Raw genomic sequence first — 19,475 nt, forward strand, 5'->3', positions numbered from 1 at the left:
CCGGCCCCGGCCGGTGCTTCGGTTGCTGCTTCGTGCGGCGCGCCCGCGCTACTTCTTGCGGCGCTTCCCGCCCTTGGCGGCCTTGCGGCGCTCCGCGCGCGTCTGGCCGTCCCCGTCGGAACCGGCACCCTCGCTCTCGAAGTCGCCCTCGACGACACCGCCCTCGCCGTCCACCGAAGGAGCGGAGAAGTGCAGCCGGTCCGCCCGCTTCGGGGCCTCCAGGCCCTTGGCACGGATCTCCGGACGGGCGTCCTTGACGAGCGACGGCGCCGCGTCCTCGACCGGGACCTCCTCGACCTGCTGCTCGACCTGGACGTCCAGGTTGAACAGGTAGCCGACGGACTCCTCCTTGATGCCCTCCATCATGGCGGTGAACATGTCGAAGCCCTCGCGCTGGTACTCGACCAGCGGGTCGCGCTGCGCCATGGCGCGCAGCCCGATGCCCTCCTGGAGGTAGTCCATCTCGTAGAGGTGCTCGCGCCACTTGCGGTCCAGCACCGACAGGACCACGCGCCGCTCCAGCTCGCGCATGACGTCACCGGAGAGCTGCTCCTCGCGCTCCTCGTACTGCTCGGTGATGTCGTCCTTGACGGTCTCGGCGATGAACTCGGCGGTGATGCCGGCCCGGTCGCCGGCCGCGTCCTCCAGGTCCTCGACGGTGATCTTGATCGGGTAGAGCTGCCCGAAGGCGTTCCACAGCCGGTCCAGGTCCCAGTCCTCGGCGAAGCCGTCCTTCGTCTCGGCCTCGATGTACGCCTCGATCGTGTCGTCCATGAAGTGCCGCACCTGCTCGTGCAGGTCCTCGCCCTCCAGGACGCGGCGGCGCTCGCCGTAGATGACCTCGCGCTGCCGGTTGAGCACCTCGTCGTACTTCAGGACGTTCTTGCGGATCTCGAAGTTCTGCTGCTCGACCTGCGACTGGGCGGACGCGATCGCGCGCGTCACCATCTTGTTCTCGATCGGGACGTCGTCCGGCACATTGGCCATCGACATCACGCGCTCGACCATCTGCGCCTTGAACAGGCGCATCAGGTCGTCACCGAGGGAGAGGTAGAAGCGGGACTCGCCCGGGTCGCCCTGACGGCCGGAGCGGCCGCGCAGCTGGTTGTCGATCCGGCGGGACTCGTGGCGCTCGGTGCCCAGCACGTACAGGCCGCCGAGCTCCTTGACCTCTTCGAACTCGGCCTTCACGGCCGCCTCGGCGCGCTCCAGCGCCGCAGGCAGGTCCGCGGCCCACTCCTCGACGTGCTCGACCGGGTCCAGGCCGCGCTGGCGCAGCTCGGCCTCGGCGAGGTCCTCGGGGTTGCCGCCGAGCTTGATGTCGGTGCCACGGCCGGCCATGTTCGTGGCGACGGTGACCGCGCCCTTGCGGCCGGCCTGGGCGACGATGGACGCCTCCCGGTCGTGCTGCTTGGCGTTCAGCACCTCGTGCGGGACACCGCGCTTGGACAGCTGCGCCGACAGGTACTCGGACTTCGCGACCGAGACGGTGCCGACCAGGACCGGCTGGCCCTTCTCGTGCTTCTCGGCGATGTCCTCGACGACCGCCGCGAACTTCGCCTCTTCCGTGCGGTAGATCAGGTCCGCCCGGTCCAGCCGCGCGAGGTCGCGGTTGGTCGGGATCGGGACGACGCCGAGCTTGTAGATCTGGTGGAACTCGGCGGCCTCGGTCATGGCCGTACCGGTCATGCCGGAGAGCTTGTCGTAGAGGCGGAAGAAGTTCTGCAGGGTGATCGTGGCGAGGGTCTGGTTCTCGTCCTTGATGTCCACCTCTTCCTTCGCCTCGATCGCCTGGTGCATGCCCTCGTTGTAGCGGCGGCCCGCGAGGATACGGCCGGTGTGCTCGTCGACGATCATGACTTCGCCGTCCATGACGACGTAGTCCTTGTCGTTCTTGTAGAGCTCCTTGGCCTTGATCGCGTTGTTCAGGTAACCGACGAGCGGGGTGTTCACCGACTCGTAGAGGTTGTCGATGCCGAGCCAGTCCTCGACCTTGGCGACGCCGCTCTCGTGGATGGCGACCGTGCGCTTCTTCTCGTCGACCTCGTAGTCGCCGGTCTCCTCGACGCCGATGCTGCCGGCCTCGCCCTTGTTCAGCCGCTTCACCAGGCGCGCGAAGTCGGCGTACCACTTGGTCGCCTGGTCGGCGGGGCCGGAGATGATCAGCGGGGTACGGGCCTCGTCCACGAGGATCGAGTCGACCTCGTCGACGATCGCGAAGTTGTGGCCGCGCTGCACCAGCTCGTCCTTCGACCACGCCATGTTGTCGCGCAGGTAGTCGAAGCCGAACTCGTTGTTGGTGCCGTACGTGATGTCGCAGTTGTACATCTCGCGGCGCTGCGCCGGCGACATGTTCGCCAGGATGCAGCCGACCTCGAGGCCGAGGAATTTGTGCACCCGGCCCATCCACTCCGAGTCACGCTCGGCGAGGTAGTCGTTGACGGTGATCAGGTGGACGCCCTTGCCGGAGATCGCGTTCAGGTACGCGGGCAGGGTGCCGACCAGGGTCTTGCCCTCACCGGTGCGCATCTCTGCGACAAAGCCGAGGTGGAGAGCGGCGCCGCCCATCATCTGGACGTCGTAGTGACGCTGGCCGAGCACGCGCTTGGCGGCCTCGCGGACCGTGGCGAACGCCTCGGGAAGCAGGTCGTCGAGGGTCTCGCCGCCCTCGAACCGCTCCTTGTACTCGTCGGTCAGGGCCCGAAGCTCGGCGTCCGTCAGATTGACGAAGTCCTCTTCAATGGAATTGACCTGGTCCGCGATGCGGTGCAGCTTGCGCAGGATCTTGCCTTCGCCTGCACGCATGAGCTTGTTGAAGACGGACACGTAGGCTGGCTCCTTGCCGGTCGGGCCTGGCACGTAATCTCGCGCTGGGCACAGCGGGATGCACTCCGCCGCAACGGCCATCGTAAGCGAGGACACCTGCGGGCCGGGAGGTCCGTCAGCACACCGGTCCACCGTCACCCCGCGTAGTGATACAAATCGCTTTTTCAACCGGCCCGGCGGTCGGCGATACTCCGCTCATGGAGCCGATCACCCTCACCACCGAACGCCTGGTCCTGCGCACGCTGGAGCCGGCCGACGCCGACGCGGTGTACCAGGCCTGCCAGGACCCCGAGATCCCGCGCTGGACCAGCGTCCCGTCGCCGTACACGCGTCAGGACGCGGCGGATTTCACCGGTCCGGTGAGCGCCCAGGGGTGGGCCGACGACATCCTCTACAACTTCGGTGCCTTCACCAGGGACGGCGGGACGCTGGTCGGCTCCATCGGACTGGTGCGGCTCGGCAAGCTGGGCGCGCCCGACCACCAGGCCGAGCTCGGCTACTGGGCGGTCAAGGAGCAGCGCGGCCGCGGGTACACCGCGGAGGCCGGCCTCGCGGTGTGCCGGTGGGCGTTCGCCGACCTCGGCGTGCAGCGGATGGAGTGGTTCGCGGACGCGGGCAACGAGGCGTCGCGCGCGGTCGCCCGCAGGATCGGCTTCGTCATGGAGGGCACCATGCGGGCCAAGATCGTCCACAACGGCACCCGGCGGGACTGCTGGACCGGTTCGCTGCTCCCCTCGGACCTGGGGCTTCCGCTGGCGACGCCTTACCTGCCCTTCCCGGGCGCGTAGGGGACCTCGGCGGCGGGCGGGTGGCGCGCGGGCCGGGGGCGGGTGGCGCACGGGTCGCGGGCGGTGCGAGAGCTCGGGCGGGTGGCGCACGGGCCGGGGGCGGGCGGGTCGCCGGTGGCCCCGGGGCATTGTCAGTGGCGCGTTCTAGGCTCTCCGGCATGACACCGCTGCCCCGCCCCGTAGCCACCCTGTCCGCGGACGATGCCCGCCGGATCACCCTGCGCGCGCAGGGCCTGCTGGGCGTCCCGGACCGGCGCGCCGGGGTCCGCGGTGTGCTGCGCCGGCTGGGAGCGGTCCAGCTCGACACGATCTCCGTCCTGGCACGGTCGCACGAGCTCATTCCGTACGCACGGCTGGGCGCCGTGGGCCGGGACGCCATCGAGAAGGCGTACTGGACCGAGTCGCACGCCTTCGAGTACTGGTCGCACGCCGCCTGCATCCTGCCCATCGAGGAATGGCCGCACTTCGCCTTCCGGCGCCGTGCCCGGCGGGACCGCGGCCACCGCTGGCACGTGCTGGAGGACGCGGACCGCTCGTGCGGCGCCGTGCTGGACCGGCTCAAGGCCGACGGGCCGCTCACGTCCACGGAACTGGGCGGCGCCAAGAACGGCGGCCCCTGGTGGGACTGGTCGGAGACGAAGATCGCGGTGGAGTGGCTGCTCGACACCGGCCAGGTGGTCTGCACCGAGCGGCGCGGCTGGAAGCGCGTCTACGACCTGGCGGAGCGCGCCATCCCGGACGCCCTGCTGCACGACGACATCGATGACGCGGAGTGCATGCGGCGGCTCGTGGCGCAGGCCGGGGCGGCGATGGGCGTGGCCACCCGCGCCGACCTCGCGGACTACCACCGGCTCAAGGGCGAGCAGGTGATGGCGGTGATCGAGGGCTCCGGGCTGGTGCCGGTGGAGGTCGAGGGCTGGGGCAAGCCGGCCTGGGCCGACCCGCTGGTGCTGGACGCCGAGTCCGCCGCGAAGCGCGGCCGGCACCGTACGACCCTGCTGTCCCCGTTCGACTCCCTGATCTGGGACCGGCCGCGCACCGAGCGGATCTTCGGTTTCACCCACCGGCTGGAGGCGTACGTCCCCAAGCCGAAGCGCGTCCACGGCTATTTCGCGATGCCGCTGCTGGCGGGCGGGAATCTGGTGGGCCGGGTGGACCCGGCGCGCGAGGGCAGCACCCTCGTGGCCCGGCAGGTGACGCTCGACGGCCCGAAGGCGGTGCAGCCGGCGGCCGAGGCGATCGCCGAGGCGGCGGGCTGGGTCGGCTGCGTGGAGGCGCGGGTGGAACGGGTGCTGCCGGAAACGCTGCGGAAGCCCCTGGCGGACGCCCTGAACCGGACCCACGACCGCCGCTGACCCGGCCGCCCGTCACCCCCGGCCCGGCGCCGGCGCCGTCTCCTGCCTGCTACCGGCTACCGGCTTCCGCTACCGGACTTCGACTACCGGATTTCGAGGATCTTCTCGCGCATCGCGTAGACCACGGCCTCCATCCTGGAGTGCAGCTGCAGCTTCTCCAGGATGTTGCGCACGTGGTTCTTCACGGTGTTCTCGCTGATGAACAACTGCTTGGCGATGTCACGGTTGTTCAGACCGGTCGCCACGAGCTTGAGCACTTCCAGCTCCCGGTCGGTGAGCCGCGGCGCGGGCACCAGCCGCCGCTCGTCGGTCCGCTGGATCATCGACTTGAACTCGGTGAGGAGCTTGGACGCCATCGAAGGACTGATCTGCGACTGGCCGTCGGCGACCGCGCGGATGGCGGTGGCGACCTCGTCCGTGGAGATCTCCTTGAGCAGATATCCCGTCGCGCCGGCCTTGATCGCTTCGTAGAGGTCGGCCTCTTCATCGCTTATCGTCAACATGATGATCTTGGCGCTGGGGGCGACCTCCTTGATCGAGGTGCAGGCCTCGATACCGCCGCGCCTGGGCATCCGGACGTCCATCAGCACGATGTCCGGCAGCAGGTCGGCGGCCTTCTCCACCGCCTCGGCGCCGTCCCCCGCCTCGCCGATGACCTGGATGTCCTCCTCCTGCGCGAGGACGATCTCCAGCCCCCGCCGGAACAGGGCGTGGTCGTCGACGACCAGTACCCGGATGGGCTCCTTGCGGAGCGCCTCCAGGTGGTCTCGCGCAGGGGCGTGCCCCTCGTCGCTGATGTCTGCGGGCTCGAAGCTGTCCGGCATCAGATCCTCCCCCTCAGGCCAGAGTTGGCAGCTTGACCCATGCTTTCATGATTGGGGCCTGTCCGGGGCGCGGCGTCGCCCCCGGGAAAGCCCCCGGGGGCGACGCCATCCATGATGCGTTTCAGCTGGAAATCAGCGGCGTAGCGCGCCGCCCGCGCCTGCGGGCGCCTCCTCGGCGGACGGGTCCGCCTTCAGGTGAAGGACTCCGTAGTCGTAGCCGTGCCGCCGGTAGACGACACTCGGTGAGCCCGTGTCGGAGTCGATGAACAGATAGAAGTCGTGCCCGACCAGCTCCATCTCGTAGAGAGCCTGATCGAGCGCCATCGGCGCCGCGGCGTGCGTCTTCTCGCGCACCACCAGCGGGCCGTCCCCCTGTACCTCGAGCGACCCGATCCGGGTCGTCGGTACGGTGTTCTCCGCGGCCGGTTCGGGCGCCGAGCCGTTCAGCTCGCCGGTCAGCGAGGCTGTGGCCTGGGCGACGCTGAGGGGTGTACGCCCTCCGCCGTGATGCACCCGGCGCTTGTCGGCCGCCTTGCGCAGCCGCGCCTCCAACTTGGCCACCGCGAGGTCGAGCGCGGCATACGGATCGGCCGCAGAGGCCTCGGCTCGCACCACGGGGCCGCGGGTGTTCAGTGTGATCTCCACCCGGTCGGAACGGTCCGACTGGCGGGGGTTGAGCTCTTTGGACACCTCGACGTCAAGGCTGATCACCTTGCCATCGAGCTTCTGGATCTTGTCCAGCTTCTCGGTCACGTGCTTACGGAACCGATCAGGCACGTCGGTCTTGCGGCCCTTGATGACGATGTCCACTCAGAACTCCGTTCCGGATCGCTCCGAACACGCGGAGCGCATCCCATTCGCTTAGGCCGAGCGGGCACCTGTCCCGTCCGGCGCTGCGTCAGCTGCTGCTTCTCCTGCCCCGGAATTCCCCGGAGCCACCGAAGCGGCCGCTTTCACCTCCTTCTCCCCCACCAGCAAGATCAACACCCCATGATGTTCACCTTGCCTCACAACCGAACATAGTCCTGGAGAGCGGAGGTCGGCATCCCCAGCATCGGTATACCTCCGTTCGGGTGAACGCCCGGCTGTACTAGCTGCAACGATGTGTTTCAGGCCAAAGTTCCGTTTCCACCGGCCCCGCGACGACCGCCGCACCGGCGATGCGGCCGCCCGCCGCCTCCACCGCCCGCGCCGCCGCGGCCAGCGACGCCCCGGTCGTCATCAGGTCGTCCACCAGCACCACAGGGGCCACCTCCAGCAGCCTGTGACCACTGCCGGTGACCACCACGGCACCCGACAGGTTCTCCAGCCGCTCGCGGCCGCCCAGCCGCGCCTGGTCGGCGACCGCCCGCCGCTGGCGCAGCACCGCGGCCACCCGCGCCCGCCGCCCCGACCGGCGCAGCTCGCCGGCCGCGCACCGCGCGATCCGCCGGGTCGCGTCATGCCCCCGGGCCGCGACCGTCCGCCGCGCGGAGGGCACCGGCACCAGCAGCAACGGCCCCACGGTGTCCACCTTGAGCACCGCACCGGCCAATGCCGCGCCCAGGGGTCGTGCCAGCCCCAGAGCGCCGCGTTCCTTGTGCGCGAGCACCACCGCCCGCACCTCGTCCGCATACGTCGCCGCGGCGTGGACCTCCGGCAGCCCGCCCGGCGCCGGATCCGGCAGCACCCGCCGCACGGCCGCCCCGTCCGGCGAGCCCAGCAGCTCTCCGCACGCACCGCACAGTGCCGTGCGCGGGAGACCGCATCCCGCGCAGTCGACCGGCAGGACCAGTCCGGTGAACTCCCGCCACCACGCCCGCATGGCCACCACTGTGCCCGCTGCGGGATCCCTCCACCAGACCCCCGCCCAGCCTGTGGAAAACCCCGCGCGGGCGGACCGCGGCGGAGCCCGCACGGGATGCCCGGCAGGGCCTGGAGCCCTCACCGGGCGTCGCACCAGGCCCTCGGCGAAGGTGCCGCGGCGCGCCGGACGTCAGCCCGGGTAGACCGGCCCGATGCCCTTCGCCGCGATCTGCTTCCAGCTCGCGTCCAGCGTCAACAGCCGGTAGATACCGCCCTTGTACGCCGCCAGCAGCGGCTTCGTCTGGTCCTCCGACGCCGCCACCGAGGCCGCGTCACTGATGCCCGGCAGGGCGGGCGTGGACGGCAGTGAGCCGTCCGTGTTCATGTACTGGATCTGCTGCAGGCCACCCGATTCGGTACCGACCACCAGCAGCCGGCTGCCGCCCGCCCAGGACGCGGCGGTGACGTCCTCCAGCTGCGGAGTCACGCCCTTCAGCGCCGTCACCGTGATCACGGGCGTCTGCGCCGTCCCCCCGCGCTCGATCCGGCCGAGCTTCAGCGCCGTCCGGCCGTCCTTCTTCACCAGCATCGCGATCCGCGTCCCGTCCGGCGCCACGCGCAGCGACTGGATCCGCCCGTCGCCGAGATCCGGCACCGGCACCTCGTAGGGATCGCCCGTGCCGTCGCGCAGCATCATCAGCCGGGACCGCGGTCCGTCGCGGTCGGCCACCCACAGGTTGCCGTACCCGTCCCAGCTGGGTGCGCTCAGACCGTCGTTCACGGCGTGCGCGGCGCTGGTCAGCACCACCCGGCCGGGGTCGACGGAGCTCTTGGAGATGTTCGCGACGATCAGCTCGCGCCCGCCGGTCCTGACCCCGGCCGCGTACTGCTCGTCCCGCTTCACCGCGGCCGACACCAGTTTCGCGGTGGACCCGCCGAGCACGCCCGGCACGGTATCCGCCGACGAACTGTTGTCGTCGGGCAGCGCGACGAGCTGCTGGTGGTCGTCGATGAAGAACTGCCGGGGCGACACCCCGCTCAGCGTCTCCGGCAGATACGGCTTGGCCCGTTCGTCCGAAAGGGTGCACGCCGAATCGCCGTTCGCGCGCTGCACCTCCACCGAGGTGATCTTCGTCGCCGACTGGCTCTGCGCCGTGGGCAGCAGCTGCGCGGCCAGCCGCTGGCACTGCGCCGCGTCCATCCGGTCCGCCATCGCGTTCAGCCGCACCCGCAGATGCTGCGAGTCGTCGAGGGAGACGCCGTGGTCCGTGTCCTTGTTGTAGAGCGCCACGCCCTTGGGCGCCGCGGAGCGCACCACGGGACCGAGCCAGTCGGTCGGGCCGCCGAGCATCGCCGAGACCGCCGACTCCAGCGAATTTATCCGCCGCCGCAGATACACCGGGTCGGCCACCAGCGTCGGCGAGCCCGCACCGGGGTTCCCGAGGTTGGCGAAGTAGTACATGTTGACGGAGTGGTAGATCCGCTGGAAGTCGGAGTCGGTGAGCACCAGCCCGTTGTCGACCGAGTCGATCCGCCACTCGTTCTTCTCCTTCACCAGCTGGAAGGAGGTGTGGAACGTCGTTCCGTCACCCGAGGTGTAGGCGTGCTTCTCGTCCACCGCCGCGACCTGCGTACCGCTCAGCCCGAACGTGTGGAAACCCTCCTTGCGCGCCGTCCCGGCCTGCTCCTCGACCGGCGACGGGCCGCCCGACAGGACCGTGATCTTCGCGAACGGGTCCCAGCGCTGGGCCATCGACGTCGTCAGGTACTCCTTGGCCGTCGCGTACTCGGCCTCGTCACTGGTGGTCGCCTCCAGGAAGCCGCGCACGATCTGGTCGGGGTACTCGCCGGGCTGCGGCTTGATCCCGAGCACCTGCACCTGCTGGTCCGAGTCGGCGCTCTGCTCCCCGGCGACCCTGTGCACCTCGCCGCTGCCCGGCATCGACGCGCATCCCGCGAGCAGCACCGCGCAGACCACCGGCACCCACACCCGGGCCTGCCGGCCGCCCCAGCGGGTCCGCCGCTCCCCCATCGCCCGCATCAGCGTTCGTCCTCCCGTGCAGAGTCTCCTGGGGCACCCGACTCGTGCCCCACCACCCGCGACCCGTTCCCGGGCAGCGCCGCGGGGTTCGCGGACGGCGGCCGCGCCGGTGCCGACGGCATGGGCGGCAGCGCGGGCGACAGCGGGGAGGTGCGGGGCATCGGCGGGGCGTCCGGCCGCGGCGGCGCACCGGAAGCGTTCAGGCCGCGATTGCGCCGGGAGTCCTCGGGCTCCAGCGCGATCGGTGAGCCGCGCAGGCTCTCGCCCGCGGTACGCGGCAGCGTCATGCGGAACTGCGAGCCGCCGCCGGGCTCGCCCCATGCCTGCAGCCACCCGCCGTGCAGCCGGGCGTCCTCCACCGCGATCGACAGGCCGAGGCCCGTTCCGCCGGTGGTACGGGCCCGCGCCGGATCGGCGCGCCAGAATCGGTTGAACACCCGGGTCGCCTCACCGGGTTTGAGGCCCACGCCGTAGTCCCGCACCGCGACCGCGACCGCCCCGTCGGCCGTCGCCAGCCGGATCACCACATCGCGGCCCTCACCGTGCTCCACGGCGTTGACCACGAGGTTGCGCAGGACGCGCTCGACCCGGCGCGGGTCGGCCTCCGCTATCACCGGCTGCTCGTCGCCCCTGACGATCACCCGGCTGCCCTTGCGTTCGGACAGCGGCTCGGCGGCGTCCACCACACGCCGCACCACGTCCCGCAGGTCGATCGGTTCGGCGGACAGGTCCGCGGCGCCCGCGTCGAACCGGCTGATCTCCAGCAGGTCGGACAGCAGCCCCTCGAACCGGTCGAGCTGGCTGCCGAGCAGTTCCGCGGAGCGCGCGGTCACCGGATCGAAGTCCTCGCGGGCGTCATGGATGACATCCGCGGCCATCCGGACGGTGGTGAGCGGTGTGCGCAGCTCGTGCGAGACGTCCGAGACGAAGCGGCGCTGCAGCCGGGACAACTCCTCCAGCTGCTGGATCTTGATCTGCAGGGTCTGCGCCATCTTGTTGAAGGACTCGCCGAGCCGTGCGATGTCGTCCTCGCCCGAGACCTTCATCCGCTCCTGGAGCCGGCCGGCGGCGAGCCGCTCGGAGATCCCGGCGGCCATCCGGACGGGGGTCACGACCTGGCGGGTGACCAGCCAGGCGATGGCCCCGAGCAGCACCACGACGAAGATCCCCGCGGTCGCCAGGGTGCGCTTGACCAGGCCGAGGGTCGTCTCCTCCTGATCGAACGGGAAGAGGTAGTAGAGCTGGTACGGCTTGCCGTTCACATCGCTCATCCGCTTGCCGATGACCAGCGCGTTCTCCGGCCGCGGATCGTTCTCCCGCTTGATCGTCGCGTAGGTCTCCTGCGACCCGGAACGGGTCTCCACGCTGTCGCGCAGATCCTGCGGAATGCTGTCGTCGGGCAGCACCAGGCCCGAGGTGCGCGGGCCGCGGGCATCGGCTCCGTCGCCGGTCCCGGGGCTGAGCGCGACAACCGAGTAGACGCCCTTGCCACCACTGGCGAGCTGGCCGACCAGATTGTTCAGCCAAGTGCCGGAGTCGATCATTCCGCGGGTGGTCCCACCACCCGCGACCGGAACGGCGTCCCGCTCCTTCTCCTTGTCGGCCTGCGCCTGCGCCACGGAGAACCCACCGCTCGCCTGGCCGCGCGACGCCTGTTCCTTCGCGTCGAGCAGGCCGTTCTTCACCTGTCCGATGACGACCACGCCCAGCAGCAGCACGACGCCCAGCGACATCAGCAGCGTCACCGCCACCACCCGCAGCTGGATGTTGCGCCGCCACAGCCGGACAGCGGGCAGCAGCGGACGGCGTGCCCAGCGCACGCACGAGCGCAGCACCGGCAGCAGACCGCTCAGCGGGTCCGCATGCCGGCTCTCCAAGCGCTCACGCTCGTACGACGCCGACATGTCAGCCCGGACCGGCCTTGTAGCCGACGCCGCGGACGGTCACCACGATCTCGGGACGCTCGGGGTCCTGCTCGACCTTGGAGCGCAGCCGCTGGACGTGCACGTTGACCAGCCGGGTGTCGGCCGCGTGCCGGTATCCCCACACCTGCTCCAGCAGCACCTCGCGGGTGAACACCTGCCAGGGCTTGCGGGCGAGCGCGACCAGCAGGTCGAACTCCAGCGGGGTCAGCGCGATCGGCTGGCCCTCCCGCTTGACGGAGTGCCCGGCCACGTCGATGACGAGGTCACCGATCGCGAGCTGCTCGGGCGTCGGCTCCTCCGCCCGCCGCAACCGGGCCCGGACGCGTGCGACCAGCTCCTTCGGCTTGAACGGCTTGACGACGTAGTCGTCGGCGCCGGACTCCAGGCCCACCACGATGTCGACGGTGTCGCTCTTCGCGGTGAGCATGACGATAGGTACCCCGGACTCCGCGCGGATCAGCCGGCATACATCGATGCCGTCCCGACCCGGGAGCATGAGGTCGAGGAGAACCAGATCAGGCTTGGTCTCCCGGAAAGCGGCAAGGGCCTTGTCACCGTCTGCTACGAACGACGGCTCAAAACCTTCACCACGCAGCACGATGCCGAGCATCTCGGACAGTGCGGTGTCGTCATCGACGACCAGGACTCGACCCTTCATTGCATCATCATCCCATTGTCGTAACCGTTTGATCGACCAGCGTGTTAATAGTCACCCCATCCACGGGCGTGTCTGCGCAGGTCAGCGGTCGGCCTGCGGTATCACGCCCCGTTGAAAAATGGCGTATACGTCACTCCGGTACTGCGCACAGACGCCAGTGCATGATCTCGCCACTGACCGTGCAACCGTGCGCCAGAGCCAGGGGACAGGTTACGCAGCGCAAGCGGCCCACCGACCCGGCCGTCACTCCGCCCGGGGAGCGCACATCACCCTGAGTGCGTCCGCCGTGACGGGAGAAACCACGCCCCGCTCTGTGACGATGGCCGTGATCAACTCCGGCGGCGTGACATCGAACGCGGGGTTGTACGCCTGAGCGCCCAGCGGGGACCCCAGATCCGTCACCTCATGGCCCGGACGCTGCTCCACCTCGATCGCGGCCCCGTCCGGAGTCGCCAGGTCCACGGTCGTGCACGGTGCCACCACGATGAACGGCACGTTGTGATAGCGGGCGAGCACGGCCAGCGGATAGCTGCCGATCTTGTTCGCCGTCGAGCCGTCGGCGGCGATGCGGTCCGCGCCGATCAGCACCGCGTCCACCTCGCCCGCGGCGAAGAGCGAACCGGCCGCGTTGTCGGTGAGCACGGTGTACGGCATACCGGCGCGAGCCGCCTCGTACGCGGTCAGCCGGGCGCCCTGGAGCAGCGGACGGGTCTCGTCGACCCACAGCCGGCGCAGCTCACCGGCCCGGTGCACCGCCAGCACGACGGCGAGCGCCGTGCCCTCGCCGCCGGAGACCAGAGCCCCGGTGTTGCAGTGCGTCAGGATCCGATAGCCACCGCCCGGCGCCAGCTCCGCCAGCACCTCGGCACCGCGGCGGGCCATGGACGCACTCGCCGCCGCGTCCTCGGCATGCACCGCACGGGCCTCGGCGAGCACCGCGGTCGCCGCCGCCTCCAGGCCGTCGGGCAGCGCCGCCCGGTACACGTCCACAGCCCGGCGCACCCCGTACGCCAGGTTGACGGCGGTCGGCCGGGCAGCCGCGAGCAGGTCCGCCGCCTCGTCCACGTCATAGCCGCGCGCCGCGGCGAGGGCCACTCCATAGGCCCCGGCGATCCCCAGAAGCGGTGCGCCCCGCACCGCGAGATCGCGGATCGCCCGCACCAGCGCCTGCACATCGGTGCAGACCAGCTCCACCTCCTCGGCCGGCAGCCGGGTCTGGTCGAGGAGCACCAGCACCGGTCCTTCCGGCGGCTCCTCCCATCGGAGCGCGGGAATGGCAACGGCCGCCGGTATCGAGAACTGATCACCCATCCGCCCAGTCTGCCCTGCCGGGCCCCACCGATGGCAGCCCATGGCACGATGGCCAGCACACTGAACGCAGGCGAAGGGGCAGCAGCGATGAACGACACTCCGGGCTGGGCATCGCCCGGATCCTCCGACTCCAACGAGCCGGAGCGCGGCGACACTCCCCAGGCACCACCCCCACCCCCGGCTCCGCAGGACGCGGCTCCGAACTGGTCCAAGCAGCAGCCCCCGCCCAACCAGTGGTCCGCGCCGGCCGGCGGCGGCTGGGGCAGCCCGCCTCCGCCGCCCCCGCAGCCCGGCCCCGGCTGGGGCGGTGCCCCGGGCGGCTGGCAGTCGGCGGCCTGGGGCAGGCCCCCGGCGGCCAAGCCCGGTGTGATCCCGCTCCGCCCGCTGGGCGTCGGTGAGATCCTCGACGGCGCGGTCTCCACCATGCGCGCCCACTGGCGGGTCGTGCTGGGCATCTCCCTGGCCGTCGCCCTGGTCACCCAGGCCGTACTCGTCGTCCTCCAGGGCCTGTTCCTGAACGAGAACTCGGACTTCAACCAGGTACAGAAGGACCCGAACGCGACATCCGGCGAGATCCTGCGCTCGGCCGGCGGCGCGCTCGCCGGTTCCGGCATCGCGGCCCTGATCAGCCTGCTCGCCATGATCTTCGCGACCGCGATGCTCACCATGGTCATCAGCCGCGCCGTACTCGGACGACCGGTCACCACCGGCGAAGCCTGGCGGGACTCCCGTCCCCAGCTGCTGCGCCTGCTCGGACTGACCCTGCTGCTCCCCCTGATCGCCCTGCTGATCATCGCGGCGGGCACCGTGCCGGGCATCGTGATCATCGCCCTGGGCGGCACCGGCGGCGGTATCGCCCTCGCCGTGATCGGCGGCCTCGCCGCCTCCGTCGTCGCGATCTGGCTGTGGGTCCGCTGGAGCCTCGCCTCTCCCACCCTCATGCTGGAGAAGCAGGGCGTCATCACGTCCATGAAGCGCTCCATGAAACTGGTCCGCGGCGCCTGGTGGCGGATCCTCGGCGTCCAGTTGCTCGCCTGGGTCCTGGTCACCATCGTCTCCGGGATCATCCAGACTCCGTTCACCCTGATCGCCGGGGCCGTCAGCGGAGACGGCATGACCTCCTTCATGTCCCAGGACGCGAACCTCGGCTGGACCTTCCTCATCGTCACCGCCATCGGCGGCGTCATCGGCACTGCCATCACCCTCCCCATCAGCGCGGGCGTCACCGCCCTGCTCTACATGGACCAGCGCATCCGCCGCGAGGCCCTCGACATCGAACTGGCCCGCGCCGCAGGCCTCCCCGGCTACGGCGACACCCGGACCCCGGACCGCACCACTTCCGAGAGCTGACCCCAGGTGTCGGGGGACGCACCGGTCACCACCCCGCGCGACGCCGCCCGCGAAGCGGCCGAGCACGAGCTGTCCAAGGGGATCTACCACCAGCACGACCCGAGCCTGTTCCAGCGCGCCCTGGACTGGTTCTGGGAGAAGGTCGGCGACCTGCTGACCGTGGCCTCCGGCGCCACCCCGGGCGGCGGGGTGGGGCTGCTGGCCATCGTCCTCACCGTCGTCCTGCTGCTGGTCGCCCTGCGCTGGCGGCTCGGCAAAGTACGCCAGCACTCCACCAGCGGACCCGGCCTGTTCGGCGACCGCACCCGCACCGCCGCAGAACACCGAACAGCCGCCGAACAGCACGCCGCCGCCCGCAGATGGACCGAGGCGTCCCAGGAACGGATGCGCGCCCTCGTCCGCGCCCTGGAGGAACGGACCGTCCTGGACCCGCGTCCCGGCCGTACCGCCGACGAAGCCGCCGCGGACGCCGGACGCGCCCTGCCCGACCAGGCCACCGAACTGGGCGACGCCGCCCGGCTCTTCGACGACCTCACCTACGGCGGCCGCACCGGCACCGAGCAGACGTACGCGCTCCTGCGCGACCTCGACAGCCGGCTGCAGCGCGCCAAACCCCAGTTCGCCGACGCCGGGGACGCCCGCCCATGACCACTCCCCTCTCCCCGGCACCCGCCCCGCCGGCCACCTCCGCCGCCGATCCGGCCGGCAACACCGCTGGCACCTCGGTCTCTCCCACGGCCCGCCAGCTGTGGACCCGCTCGCGCGCCCTGCTGGCAGCCGCGCTCGCCGTCCTCATCTTCGGCATCGGCTATGCCGCGCTGCGCTCCGGCGAAAGCCACGGAGCACTGGACCCCCGGTCCGCCGACCCCGCGGGCAGCAGAGCCGTCGCCCAACTCCTCGCGGCCCAGGGCGTCACCACCACCGTCGTGACCACCACCGACGAAGCCATCGCCGCGCTCGGCACGGACACCACCCTGCTCGTGGCCGTCCCCGACCTGCTCACCCCACATCAGCAGTCCCTCCTCCACAGCGCCGCCGAACACTCCGGCGGCCGTACGGTTCTCGTCTCCCCCGGCCCCTCCGCGGCCGAAGCGCTCGCTCCCGGCGTCCAGGCACTCGCGCCCACCGGCACCCGGACCCTCGCCCCCCAGTGCTCGCTGCCCAGTGCCACCCGCGCCGGCGACGTCGAGCTCGGCGGCGCCGAGTACACGACCTCCGTCCCCGGCGCCAACAGCTGCTACCCCAGCGGCGGCAACCCCACCCTGATCCGACTGCCTGGCACCGGCACCGGCGACACCGTCGTCCTCGGCTCCGCCGGACTCCTCACCAACGACCGCCTCGACGAGCAGGGCAACGCCTCCCTCGCCCTCCAACTCCTCGGCGCCCACCCCGAACTGGTCTGGTACCTCCCCTCCCTCAGCGACACCTCCGCGCTCGACGGCGAGCGCAAGAGCTTCTTCGACCTCATCCCCGACGGCTGGAGCTGGGGCCTCCTCCAACTGCTGATCGCCGCCGTCGTCACCGCCCTCTGGAGAGCCCGCCGACTCGGCCCCGTCATCGCCGAACGGCTCCCCGTAGCCGTGCACGCCTCCGAAGCCACCGAAGGCCGCGCCCGCCTCTACCGCCGGGCCAACGCCCGCGCCAGGGCCGCCGAAGCACTGCGCCAGGCAACCCGCGACCGGCTCGCACCGATCGTCGGCATCTCCCCGGCACCCGCCCCCGAGGCCCTCATCGCCGCCGTCGCCGCCCTCCTCGGCGGCCCCGGCGCCGGCGGCCCGGATCCCGACCCGGGCACGCTCCTCTACGGCCCGCCCCCATCCGACGACGCGGCCCTGCTGCGTCTGGCCGACGACCTCGACGCCCTTGAGCGCCGCATCACTTCCACAGAGAGGTACGCAACTCCGTGAGCGCCCCGACAGCCGACAGTGCCCGCACCTCACTCGAGGCCCTGCGCACCGAAATCGCCAAGGCCGTCGTCGGCCAGGACGCAGCAGTCACCGGCCTGGTGGTGGCGCTGCTGTGCCGTGGCCATGTCCTCCTGGAAGGCGTCCCCGGAGTCGCCAAGACCCTCCTGGTCCGCGCCCTGGCAGCTTCGCTCCAACTGGAGACCAAGCGCGTCCAGTTCACGCCCGACCTCATGCCCGGCGACGTCACCGGCTCCCTCGTCTACGACGCCCGCACCGCCGAGTTCTCCTTCCAGCCGGGCCCGGTGTTCACCAACCTCCTGATCGCCGACGAGATCAACCGCACCCCGCCCAAGACCCAGGCCTCCCTCCTCGAAGCGATGGAGGAACGCCAGGTATCGGTCGACGGCACTCCGCGCCCCCTCCCCGACCCGTTCCTGGTCGCGGCCACCCAGAACCCGGTCGAGTACGAGGGCACCTATCCCCTCCCCGAAGCCCAACTCGACCGATTCCTGCTGAAGCTGATCCTTCCGCTCCCCTCCCGAGCCACCGAGATAGACGTCCTCACCCGGCACGCGGAAGGCTTCAACCCCCGGGACCTCGCGGGCGCCGGCCTGCGGCCGGTGGCGGGCCCCGACGACCTCGAAGCCGCCCGCTCCGCCGTCGCCAAGACGTCCGTCTCCCCCGAGATCACCGGCTACATCGTCGACCTCTGCAGAGCCACCCGAGAATCCCCCTCCTTCAGCCTCGGAGTGTCACCGCGCGGTGCGACCGCCCTGCTGGCGACCTCCCGCGCCTGGGCCTGGCTCACCGGCCGGGACTACGTCACTCCCGACGACGTCAAGGCCCTCGCCCTGCCCACCCTCCGCCACCGGGTGCAACTCCGGCCCGAGGCCGAGATGGAGGGGGTGACGGCCGACTCGGTCATCACCGCGATCCTCGCCCACGTCCCCGTGCCCCGCTAGGCCGGCAGGAACAGCCCATGGCACTCACCGGACGCACCGCCCTTCTCGCCGCACTCGGCGCCCTCGCCGTCGGCGTGCTGCTCCCCGGCTGGAGCGGCATCCTCGCTGTCGAAGGCGTCCTTCTGCTCGGAATTCTGTGCGATCTCGCGCTCGCCGCGCCAGTGCGAAAGCTCCATTTCACTCGAATCGGTGACACATCCGTTCGACTCGGTGAGACCGCGAACGTCACGCTGACCGTCACCAACCCCGGCCGCCGGCCGCTGCGCGCCCTGCTGCGCGACTCCTGGCCGCCCAGCAGCTGGCACCCGGGCACCGAAGTGGCCGCGTCCCGGCACCGGTTGGTGGTACCGCCGGGCGAACGCCGCCGCGTCACGACGGTGCTGCACCCGACCCGCCGCGGCGACCGCCAGGCCGAACGCGTCATCGTGCGCTCGCACGGTCCACTCGGCCTCGCCGCCCGCCAGGGCTCGCACAGCATCCCGTGGACCGTCCGCGTCCTGCCGCCCTTCACCAGCCGCAAGCACCTGCCGTCCCGGCTGGCACGGCTCCGCGAACTCGACGGCCGCACCTCACTTCTGATCCGCGGTCAGGGCACCGAGTTCGACTCGCTGCGCGAATACATCCCCGGCGACGACACCCGCTCCATCGACTGGCGCGCGAGCGCCCGCCGCACGACCGTCGCCGTACGCACCTGGCGACCGGAACGCGACCGGCACATCCTCATCGTGCTCGACACCAGCCGCACTTCGGCGGGCCGGGTCGGCGACGCTCCCCGCCTCGACGCCGCCATGGATGCCGCGCTGCTGCTCGCCGTCCTCGCCGGACGGGCCGGCGACCGTGTGGACCTCCTCGCCTACGACCGCCGCATCCGCGCCTCCGTCCAGGGCAGCAGCACCACCGACATGCTTCCGGCCCTCGTCAACGCGATGGCGCCGATCGAACCCGAACTGGTCGAGTCCGACGCCAGGGGCCTGGCCGCCGCGATCATGCAGCGCGCCCCACGCCGTTCCCTCGTGGTCCTGCTCACGGGCCTCGACGCGGCCCCCATGGAAGAGGGCCTGCTCCCCGTTCTCCCCCAGCTCACCCATCGGCACGAGGTCCTCATCGCGTCCGTGGCGGACCCCCGCATCGAGGAAATGGTCCGGGGCCGCGGCACGCTGGACGCCGTCTACGCGGCAGCGGCCGCGGAACAGGCGCGCGCCGAACGCCGCCGCACCAGCCAGCGCCTCTCCCGCCACGGCATCACCGTCGTCGACGCCCCACCCACGGACATCGCCCCCGCCCTGGCGGACGCGTACCTGTCCCTGAAGGCCGCCGGCCGCCTCTAGCGATGTGACCGCTTGGGTTCACCGGGGAGTACGAGCCCGGATCCCAGCGGTTCGAGGTCCTCGCAGACGCGGAGAACCCGGATCTCTTCCACCTGAACGAGGCCTACGCCGACGTCGACGGGTTCAGCGCCCACGCCGGTGGCCCGTACTTTGAACCGCTGCAAACGGCACGAGATCGATACGCCTGCCGGCAGCACCGCTGGACCGGCACCGACAACGCAAAGAAGCCCCCAGGCAATAGCCTGGGGGCTTCTTCTCAAAAATTGTTCGGCGGCGTCCTACTCTCCCACAGGGTCCCCCTGCAGTACCATCGGCGCTGAAAGGCTTAGCTTCCGGGTTCGGAATGTAACCGGGCGTTTCCCTAACGCTATGACCACCGAAACACTATGAAGTTAACCAACCGGGTGTTATCACG

The 19,475-nt window shown here is 71.0% G+C and carries 15 protein-coding genes and 1 rRNA gene; 7 read left to right on the forward strand and 9 right to left on the reverse strand.

The window, feature by feature from the left end; all coding sequences use genetic code 11:
* Nucleotides 1-48 precede the first annotated feature (48 nt).
* Nucleotides 49-2,826, reverse strand: coding sequence for a preprotein translocase subunit SecA (gene secA / locus LNW72_RS16570; RefSeq protein WP_250976127.1), 2,778 nt, complete (start codon nucleotides 2,824-2,826; stop codon nucleotides 49-51).
* A 197-nt stretch (nucleotides 2,827-3,023) separates the two neighbouring features.
* Between secA and LNW72_RS16575 the strand changes: the two genes are divergently transcribed.
* Together LNW72_RS16575 and LNW72_RS16580 are read left to right on the forward strand one after the other, a co-directional pair.
* Nucleotides 3,024-3,614, forward strand: coding sequence for a GNAT family N-acetyltransferase (locus tag LNW72_RS16575; protein ID WP_250976128.1), 591 nt, complete (start codon nucleotides 3,024-3,026; stop codon nucleotides 3,612-3,614).
* Nucleotides 3,615-3,772: 158 nt separating this feature from the next.
* Nucleotides 3,773-4,969 (forward strand): winged helix-turn-helix domain-containing protein, encoded by a 1,197-nt coding sequence (locus LNW72_RS16580; RefSeq protein WP_250976129.1) that lies wholly within the window; start codon nucleotides 3,773-3,775, stop codon nucleotides 4,967-4,969.
* Between the two features lie 83 nt (nucleotides 4,970-5,052).
* Here the strand turns inward: LNW72_RS16580 and LNW72_RS16585 are convergent, their stop codons facing one another.
* The 7 genes from LNW72_RS16585 to mtnA all read right to left on the reverse strand — a co-directional run bounded on the left by LNW72_RS16585 (nucleotide 5,053) and on the right by mtnA (nucleotide 13,513).
* On the reverse strand, nucleotides 5,053-5,793 hold the full coding sequence (locus LNW72_RS16585; RefSeq protein WP_250976130.1) for a response regulator transcription factor: 741 nt from the start codon (nucleotides 5,791-5,793) through the stop codon (nucleotides 5,053-5,055).
* A 132-nt stretch (nucleotides 5,794-5,925) separates the two neighbouring features.
* Entirely contained in the window at nucleotides 5,926-6,603 is a 678-nt protein-coding gene (hpf, locus tag LNW72_RS16590; RefSeq protein WP_250976131.1) for a ribosome hibernation-promoting factor, HPF/YfiA family, read from the reverse strand.
* A gap of 280 nt (nucleotides 6,604-6,883) precedes the next feature.
* Nucleotides 6,884-7,597: a phosphoribosyltransferase family protein gene (locus LNW72_RS16595; RefSeq protein ID WP_250976132.1), complete on the reverse strand. Its 714-nt coding sequence runs from the start codon at nucleotides 7,595-7,597 to the stop codon at nucleotides 6,884-6,886.
* Nucleotides 7,598-7,768: 171 nt separating this feature from the next.
* Complete coding sequence (locus LNW72_RS16600) at nucleotides 7,769-9,619, reverse strand: LpqB family beta-propeller domain-containing protein (RefSeq protein ID WP_250976133.1); 1,851 nt, start codon at nucleotides 9,617-9,619, stop codon at nucleotides 7,769-7,771.
* A complete protein-coding gene (mtrB, locus tag LNW72_RS16605; protein ID WP_250976134.1) occupies nucleotides 9,619-11,523 on the reverse strand; it encodes an MtrAB system histidine kinase MtrB in 1,905 nt (634 codons plus the stop codon). Before mtrB ends, LNW72_RS16600 begins: the two co-directional genes overlap by 1 nt.
* Before the next feature lies 1 nt (nucleotide 11,524).
* Entirely contained in the window at nucleotides 11,525-12,202 is a 678-nt protein-coding gene (mtrA, locus tag LNW72_RS16610; protein WP_138358886.1) for a two-component system response regulator MtrA, read from the reverse strand.
* A gap of 243 nt (nucleotides 12,203-12,445) precedes the next feature.
* The gene (mtnA, locus tag LNW72_RS16615; protein WP_250976135.1) at nucleotides 12,446-13,513 is read right to left on the reverse strand and encodes an S-methyl-5-thioribose-1-phosphate isomerase; all 1,068 of its coding nucleotides are present in this window, start codon (nucleotides 13,511-13,513) and stop codon (nucleotides 12,446-12,448) included.
* Between the two features lie 87 nt (nucleotides 13,514-13,600).
* Between mtnA and LNW72_RS16620 the strand changes: the two genes are divergently transcribed.
* Genes LNW72_RS16620 through LNW72_RS16640 form a run of 5 tightly spaced genes read left to right on the forward strand, consistent with a single transcriptional unit; the run spans nucleotide 13,601 to nucleotide 19,060 of the window.
* Nucleotides 13,601-14,863, forward strand: coding sequence for a glycerophosphoryl diester phosphodiesterase membrane domain-containing protein (locus LNW72_RS16620; RefSeq protein WP_250976136.1), 1,263 nt, complete (start codon nucleotides 13,601-13,603; stop codon nucleotides 14,861-14,863).
* 6 nt (nucleotides 14,864-14,869) lie between these two features.
* Entirely contained in the window at nucleotides 14,870-15,511 is a 642-nt protein-coding gene (locus LNW72_RS16625) for a DUF4129 domain-containing protein (RefSeq protein ID WP_250976137.1), read from the forward strand.
* Nucleotides 15,508-16,770: a DUF4350 domain-containing protein gene (locus LNW72_RS16630; protein ID WP_250976138.1), complete on the forward strand. Its 1,263-nt coding sequence runs from the start codon at nucleotides 15,508-15,510 to the stop codon at nucleotides 16,768-16,770. Before LNW72_RS16625 ends, LNW72_RS16630 begins: the two co-directional genes overlap by 4 nt.
* Entirely contained in the window at nucleotides 16,767-17,732 is a 966-nt protein-coding gene (locus LNW72_RS16635) for a MoxR family ATPase (protein WP_250976139.1), read from the forward strand. Before LNW72_RS16630 ends, LNW72_RS16635 begins: the two co-directional genes overlap by 4 nt.
* 17 nt (nucleotides 17,733-17,749) lie before the next feature.
* On the forward strand, nucleotides 17,750-19,060 hold the full coding sequence (locus LNW72_RS16640; RefSeq protein ID WP_250976140.1) for a DUF58 domain-containing protein: 1,311 nt from the start codon (nucleotides 17,750-17,752) through the stop codon (nucleotides 19,058-19,060).
* A gap of 265 nt (nucleotides 19,061-19,325) precedes the next feature.
* Here LNW72_RS16640 and rrf read toward each other — a convergent pair.
* Nucleotides 19,326-19,441: ribosomal RNA gene (gene rrf / locus LNW72_RS16645) — 5S ribosomal RNA — on the reverse strand.
* Between the last annotated feature and the right edge of the window lie 34 nt (nucleotides 19,442-19,475).

It is taken from the genome of Streptomyces sp. RKAG293 (assembly GCF_023701745.1).
Taxonomy (GTDB): domain Bacteria; phylum Actinomycetota; class Actinomycetes; order Streptomycetales; family Streptomycetaceae; genus Actinacidiphila.

Coding starts and splice junctions, on each gene's coding strand:
- LNW72_RS16575 (WP_250976128.1), top strand. CDS start 3,024: ATGGAGCCGATCACCCTCACCACCGAACGCCTGGTCCTGCGCACGCTG.
- LNW72_RS16580 (WP_250976129.1), top strand. CDS start 3,773: ATGACACCGCTGCCCCGCCCCGTAGCCACCCTGTCCGCGGACGATGCC.
- LNW72_RS16585 (WP_250976130.1), bottom strand. CDS start 5,793: ATGCCGGACAGCTTCGAGCCCGCAGACATCAGCGACGAGGGGCACGCC.
- LNW72_RS16595 (WP_250976132.1), bottom strand. CDS start 7,597: ATGCGGGCGTGGTGGCGGGAGTTCACCGGACTGGTCCTGCCGGTCGAC.
- LNW72_RS16600 (WP_250976133.1), bottom strand. CDS start 9,619: ATGCGGGCGATGGGGGAGCGGCGGACCCGCTGGGGCGGCCGGCAGGCC.
- mtrB (WP_250976134.1), bottom strand. CDS start 11,523: ATGTCGGCGTCGTACGAGCGTGAGCGCTTGGAGAGCCGGCATGCGGAC.
- mtrA (WP_138358886.1), bottom strand. CDS start 12,202: ATGAAGGGTCGAGTCCTGGTCGTCGATGACGACACCGCACTGTCCGAG.
- mtnA (WP_250976135.1), bottom strand. CDS start 13,513: ATGGGTGATCAGTTCTCGATACCGGCGGCCGTTGCCATTCCCGCGCTC.
- LNW72_RS16620 (WP_250976136.1), top strand. CDS start 13,601: ATGAACGACACTCCGGGCTGGGCATCGCCCGGATCCTCCGACTCCAAC.
- LNW72_RS16630 (WP_250976138.1), top strand. CDS start 15,508: ATGACCACTCCCCTCTCCCCGGCACCCGCCCCGCCGGCCACCTCCGCC.
- LNW72_RS16640 (WP_250976140.1), top strand. CDS start 17,750: ATGGCACTCACCGGACGCACCGCCCTTCTCGCCGCACTCGGCGCCCTC.